Source organism: Streptomyces sp. LS1784 (assembly GCF_020103755.1).
Classification (GTDB): domain Bacteria; phylum Actinomycetota; class Actinomycetes; order Streptomycetales; family Streptomycetaceae; genus Kitasatospora.
Map to the genome: position 1 here is coordinate 1 of NZ_JAHSQD010000531.1, position 5,727 is coordinate 5,727.

General features: G+C 75.0%; 1 protein-coding gene. It reads left to right on the forward strand.

The genetic code is table 11. The features are described 5' to 3' along the window. Nucleotides 1-5,706 (forward strand): non-ribosomal peptide synthetase (locus KS423_RS36805; RefSeq protein WP_224284094.1); only part of this gene is annotated, 5,706 nt, incomplete at its 5' end. Nucleotides 5,707-5,727: the final 21 nt, after the last annotated feature.

Sequence of the window (5,727 nt, forward strand, 5' to 3'; positions counted from 1 at the left end):
GCCCAGGCGCTGGCCGGCGCCGACGAGCCCACCCTGCTCGCCCCCGGCCGCTCCGCCGCCACCCCGCAGCTGCCGCTGCGCCTGCACACCGGGCTCACCCCGGAGACCACCGAGGCGCTGTCCCGCACCGCCCGCCGCTACGGCGTCACCCTCAACACCCTGGTCCAGGCGGCCTGGGGCGTGCTGCTGGCCCGGCTCACCGGACGCGAGGACGTGCTGTTCGGCACCACCGTCTCCGGCCGGCCGCACGACCTGCCGGGCGTGGAGCGGATGATGGGCCTGCTCATCAACACCGTGCCGGTACGGGTGCGCCTGGACCAGGCGGAGAGCTGGGGCCGGCTGCTGCTGCGCCTGCAGCACGAGCAGTCCGCGCTGCTGGACCACCAGCACCTCAGCCTCACCGAGATCCAGCAACTCGCCGGAATGGGCAGCCTGTTCGACACCGTCACGGTGTACGGCAACTACCCGGACCCGTCCGCCCTGGACGACGCCGACCCGAGCGGCGCCACCCACGTCACCCTGGTCGAGGACGTCGACAGCGCCCACTACCCGCTGGTGCTGGCCCTCACCCCCGGCGACGGCCTCCAGCTGCGGCTGGACCACCAGCCGGACGCCTTCACCGCCGACGAGGCCCGCGCCCTGTTGGACCGCTTCCTGGCCCTGCTCGACCGGATCGTCGCCGACCCGGCCGAACTCATCGGCACCGTCGAGGTGTTGACCGCGGCCGAGCGCGCCGAGCTGACCACCGAGTGGAGCGGCACCAGCACCCCGCTGCCGGAGGGCTCACTGCCCGAGCTGTTCGAGGCGCGGGCCGCCGCGACCCCGGACGCGGTCGCGCTCACCGCCGACGACGCCGAGCTGACCTACGCCCAGCTCAACGCCCGGGCCAACGGCCTGGCGCTGCGGCTGGTCGAGGCCGGGGTCGTCCGGGAGACGCCGGTCGCGCTGATGATCGACCGATCGGCCGCCCAGGTGGTGGCGATCCTGGCCGTGCTCAAGGCCGGCGGCCTCTACGTGCCGCTGGACGACGCCCAGCCGGCGGACCGGCTGCGGACCGTCCTCGCGGACGCCGGAGCCGAGCTGGTGCTGGCCGACGCCGCGCACCGCGAGCACCCCGCGCTGGACGGGCTGACGGTGCTCGCCCCGCAGGCCGAGGAGCACCCCGAGAACCTCGGACTGCCGCAGCACGCCGACCAGTTGGTGTACGTGATGCACACCTCCGGCTCGACCGGCGCGCCCAAGGGCATCGCCATCACCCACCGCGGGGTGGTGGACCTCGCGCTCGGTGGCCAGTTCACCGGCGGCGGCCACGAGCGGCTGCCCGTGCACGCGCCCTCCGCCTTCGACGCCTCCACCTACGAGATCTGGACCCCGCTGCTCTCCGGCGGCCAGCTGGTGATCGCCCCGGCCGGCCGGCTCGGCATCGCGGAGCTGGCGGCGGTGATCGGCCACGAGCGGACCACCTCCGCCTGGATCAGCGTCGGCCTCTTCAACGTGCTGGCCGCCGAGGCCCCGGAGACGTTCACCGGGCTGCACGAGGTGTGGACGGGCGGGGACATCGCCTCGCCGGTCGCCATGCGGCGGGTGCTGGACAGCTGCCCCGGGCTGCGGCTGATCAACGTCTACGGGCCGACCGAGACGACCACCTTCGCGACGCACTTCCCGATGACCTCGGCCGCCGAGGTGCCGAACATCGTGCCGATCGGCCGCCCGCTGCCCAACAACCGGCTGTACGTGCTGGACTCCGGGCTGCGCCCGGTGCCGGTCGGTGTGCCCGGCGAGCTGTACATCGGCGGCTCCGGCCTGGCCCGCGGCTACGTCCGCCGTCCCGGCCTGACCTCCGAGCGCTTCGTGGCCTGCCCGTTCGGCGAGCCCGGCGGCCGGATGTACCGCACCGGCGACGTGGTGCGCTGGACCCCCACCGGCGAACTGGAGTTCGTCGGCCGAGCGGACGACCAGGTCAAGCTGCGCGGCTTCCGGATCGAACTCGGCGAGGTGGAGGCGGCGTTCACCGCCCACCCGGCGGTCGGCCAGGTCTGCGTGGCGGTCCGCCAGGACCAGCCGGGCGACAAGCGCCTGGTCGCGTACGTCACCGGCGAGGTACGGGCCGACGAGCTGCGCGGCTTCGTCACCGACCGGCTGCCCGGCTACATGCTGCCGGCCGCCATCGTCGTCCTCGACGAGCTGCCGGTGAACCCCAACGGCAAGGTGGACCGCAAGGCCCTGCCCGCGCCCGACTACAACGGCGCCGACGGCGGGCGCGAGCCGCGCAACGCCACCGAGCAGGCCCTGTGCGAGCTGTTCGCCGAGGTCCTCGGGCTCACCCGGATCAGCATCGACGACAACTTCTTCGACCGCGGCGGGCACTCGCTGCTCGCCACCAGGCTGGTCAGCCGCATCCGCGCCGGCCTCGGCGCCGAGCTGCCGATCCGCACGCTCTTCGACAACCCGACGGTGGCCCTGCTCGCCGCCGCACTGCCCGACTCCACGGCGGCCCGACCGGCCCTGCGCCCGGCCGAGCGGCCGGAGCGCGTGCCGCTCTCCTCCGCCCAGCAGCGCCTGTGGTTCATCGAGCAGTTCGAGGGGCCGAGCGCGCTCTACAACACCCCCGTCGCGGTCCGGCTCACCGGCGCCGTCGACGTCCCCGCCCTGGAGCAGGCGGTCCGGGACGTGGTGCGGCGGCACGAGGTGCTGCGCACCGTCTTCCCGACCACCGACGGACAGCCGCACCAGGTGGTCACCGAGGCCGAGGAGTCGTCCCTGCGCCAGGTGCGGGTGGCCGACGAGGCGCAGCTGCGGACCGCGCTGGTCGCGGCCGGCGAGGAGGTCTTCGACCTCGCCCACGACCTGCCGGTGCGCGCCACCCTGCTGTCGCTGCCGCACGACGAGCACGTCCTGCTGGTCCTGATGCACCACATCGCCAGCGACGGCTGGTCGGTCGCCCCGCTCTTCCGCGACCTCGCCGAGGCGTACGAGGCCCGCCGCACCGGCACCACGCCCACCCGGGCACCGCTGCCGGTGCAGTACGCCGACTACACCCTCTGGCAGCGCGAACTGCTCGGCACCGACGAGCGGCCCAGCGCCCTGCTGACCGACCAACTCGCCTACTGGCAGCGCACCCTGGCCGACGCCCCGGAGGAGCTGGCGCTGCCCTACGACCGTCCGCGCCCGGCCGTACCGGGGCACCGGGGCGGCCTGGTGGAGGTCGCCGTCGGCGCCGAACTGCACGGCAGGCTCGGCGAGTTGGCGGCAGCGCAGAACGCCAGCCTGTTCATGGCGCTGCAGGCCGCGGTCGCCACCCTCTACACCCGCCTCGGCGCCGGCACCGACCTGCCGCTCGGCACCCCCGTCGCCGGCCGCACCGACGAGGCCCTCGACGACCTGGTCGGCTTCTTCGTCAACACCCTGCTGCTGCGCACCGACACCTCCGGCGACCCCACCTTCCGGGAGCTGCTCGACCGGGTCCGGCGCACCGACCTGGACGCCTACGACCACCAGGACATCCCCTTCGAGCGCCTGGTCGAACACCTCAACCCGACCCGCACCCCCGCCCGCCACCCGCTCTTCCAGACCCTGGTGGCGCTGGAGAGCCGGGTCACGGTGCCGGCCGCTTTCGGCGACCTGGGCTGCGCGGAGCACCCCTTCGAGCTGGACGTGGCCAAGTTCGACCTGTCCTTCCGCTTCACCGAGCAGGGCCCGCAGGCGGGCCTGACGGTGGCGGTCGAGTACGCGGCCGACCTCTTCGACCACGCCACCGTGGCCGCCCTCGGCGAGCGCCTGCTGCGGGTGCTGCGCGCCGCCGTGGCCGCCCCGGACGCGCCGATCGGCGGCATCGAGATCCTCGACCCGGCCGAGCGCGAGCAGCTGCTCACCGGCTGGAACGACACCGCCGCGCCCGTCCCGGACGCGACCCTGCCGGAGCTGTTCGAGGCGCAGGCCGCCGCCACCCCCGACGCGCCGGCCGTGGTCTCCGAGGACGGCACCCTCAGCTACGCCGAACTGGACTCCCGGGCCGAGCACCTGGCGGCCCACCTGGCCGGCGCCGGGGTCGGCCCCGAGACGCCGGTGGTCCTGCTGATGGACCGCTGCGCCGACCTGCTGGTGGCGATCCTCGCGGTCGCCAAGGCGGGCGGCAGCTACGTCCCGCTGGACGACCGGCACCCGGCCGAGCGGCTGCGCCGGATCACCGCGGAGACGGCCGCGGCGCTCGTCCTGGTCGACCCGGCGCACCGCGACCACCCGCTGGCCACCGACGCCCCCTGCCCCGTCCTGCCGCTCACCGAGGGCTGGTTCGACGGGCCGCGCGAGCGGCGCGCCCACCGGACCGCGCCCCACCCGGAACAGCTCGCGTACGTGATGTTCACCTCCGGCTCCACCGGGGAGCCCAAGGGCATCGCGATCAGCCACCGGGACGTGGTGCAGCTCGCCACCGACCCGTGCTGGCGGCACGACGAGGGCCTGCGGGTGCTGTTCCACGCACCGCACGCCTTCGACGCCTCGACCTACGAGATCTGGGTACCGCTGCTCTCCGGCGGCCAGGTGGTCGTCGCGCCCCAGGGCGACCTGGACGCGGCCGCCATCCGCGAGCTGGTCCGGGTCCACGCGCTCACCCACGTGCACGTCACCGCCGGCCTGTTCCGGGTCATCGCGGAGGAGGACCCGGGCATCTTCGCCGGCGTGCGCGAGGTGCTGACCGGCGGTGACGTGGTCTCCGCCCCGGCCGTGCGCCGGGTGCTGGAGGCCGTCCCGGGCATTGCGGTGCGGGCCCTGTACGGGCCGACCGAGACCACCCTGTGCGCCACCCAGTATCCGATGCCCGACGCCACGGCGGTGCCGAGCACGGTGCCGATCGGGCGCCCGCTGGCCAACACCCGGCTGTACGTGCTGGACGCCGGACTGCAGCCGGTGCCGGCCGGAGTGGCGGGCGAACTGTACATCGCCGGGGCCGGCCTGGCCCGCGGCTACGTCGGCCGCCCGGCACTCAGCGCCGAGCGCTTCGTCGCCTGTCCCTTCGACGGACGGGGCAACCGGATGTACCGCACCGGCGACCTCGCCCGCTGGACGGCGGACGGCGTCCTGGAGTTCCTCGGCCGGGCCGACGACCAGGTGAAGATCCGCGGCTTCCGGATCGAACTCGGCGAGGTGGAGGCCGCGTTCACCGCCCACGAGAGCGTCGGCCAGGCGCTCGCGGTGGTCCGCGAGGACCAGCCGGGCGACAAGCGCCTGGTGGTGTACGCCACCGGCAAGGCCACCGACGGCGAACTGCGCGCCTTCGTCGCGGACCGCCTCGCCGGCTACATGCTCCCGGCCGCCGTGGTCGTCCTGGACAGCCTGCCGGTCACGGCCAACGGCAAGGTCGACCGCCGGGCCCTGCCCGCGCCCGAGTACGCCGGGGCGGCCGAGGGCCGCGCCCCGCGCACCGAGCGCGAGCGGGAACTCTGCGCCCTGTTCGCCGAGGTGCTGGGCGTGCCGGTGGTCAGCATCGACGACCGGTTCTTCGACCTCGGCGGCCACTCCCTGCTCGCCACCCGGCTGGTCAGCCGCATCCGCGCCACCCTCGGCGTGGAGCTGCCGATCCGCGCGCTGTTCGACGCACCCACGGTCGCCGCCCTCGCCGCCGTCCTGCCCGGGGGCGAAGAGGCGCCCGCCCCGAAGAAGGCCCGCCCGGCCCTGCGGCCGATGCGCCGCCCCGGCGCCCAAGCCTGACCCGCGACGGGACGCGGGCCC